This is a genomic window from Alteromonas sp. AO-Serp (assembly GCF_017849675.1).
GTDB lineage: Bacteria > Pseudomonadota > Gammaproteobacteria > Enterobacterales > Alteromonadaceae > Alteromonas > Alteromonas macleodii.
Genome location: NZ_JAFLMX010000299.1, coordinates 1 through 1,053 on the forward strand (window position 1 = coordinate 1; position 1,053 = coordinate 1,053).

1 protein-coding gene and 1 pseudogene are annotated in these 1,053 nt (G+C 45.1%); one reads left to right on the forward strand and one right to left on the reverse strand.

What is annotated here, in order from left to right; translation table 11 throughout:
* A partial coding sequence (locus QVA83_RS19325) for a DUF2884 family protein (protein WP_287498829.1) occupies positions 1-477 on the forward strand: 477 nt, incomplete at its 5' end.
* A 111-nt stretch (positions 478-588) separates the two neighbouring features.
* Here QVA83_RS19325 and QVA83_RS19330 read toward each other — a convergent pair.
* A pseudogene (locus QVA83_RS19330) lies at positions 589-1,053 on the reverse strand (radical SAM family heme chaperone HemW); the annotation flags it as partial.

Here is a 1,053-nt window from a genome sequence, read left to right on the forward strand (position 1 = left end):
ATTGAGCATGTTTACTTAGGTCTAGTGGGCAGTGACCACGACAGCTACGAGCGTTTGAACGCCGCGATGAAGCGCGTACAAAACCGCGTAAAAGATAAATTCAGACATGCCAGTAATCACTACTTCATTGGCCCCGGATCGCTGGAAAGTGTTGATGAGTTCGTTGATAGTGAAATTGAAGCGCAACTCGAGGAAGCTATTTCTACTTCAGTTGGCGGCATATTATCGGCGATCAGTGGTATCAACACTGGAAGCGGCGAGGTTAACCAAGAGAAAGTAGCGGAAATTACTCGTCAGCTTAATAATGTGGGTGAGCACCTTGATGTAGGTGATAAAGCTACGACATTGCGTAAAAAGGCAGAGTGGTTTTGTGAAAAGCTCAAACGCTTAGATATAGCGGAAGAAAACCTTCGAGCAAGTGTGCCTGCTTTCAAGCCTTACAATATCATTACGCGACATGATAAGAGTGAGAACTAGTTGAAATAAGTAATACGTGTACTAATTTTGGTTAAAGACAGATTAAGACAGAAAAGCCTGCGTGAGCAGGCTTTTTTGATCTAACTTTTTGGTTGACTCAAAAGGGCAAGATTACACGAAACACGACAGTAGAGAATTGAGATATCTACGTCCTTTAGCAGTTACCTGCCAGTGACTACCTGAAATAGAAAGCAGCCCTTGGTGATGAGCATCAGACAGTGCGCGTTTAACGTCATCCGTTAACTCAGTACCTGTGAAGTCACTAAAATCACTCATCGGGCAAGGCTCAACTAAACGAAACCTATTCATAAAAAACTCAAACGGTAGGTCGTCTGCACTAACCAGCGTTTGCGTATCTAAATACGGGCGGCTCATTTCCATATAGCCTCTTGGATGCTTCACTTTAACGGTACGATGAATTGTGCCGTTAGCGGCATCGGTAATCTTCCCGTGGGCACCACAGCCAATGCCTAAGTAGTCGCCAAAACGCCAGTAATTCAGGTTATGGCGGCATTGGTGCCCGGCTTTGGCGTAGCCTGAAATTTCGTACTGGTGATAGCCTGCACGCTCTAAGAG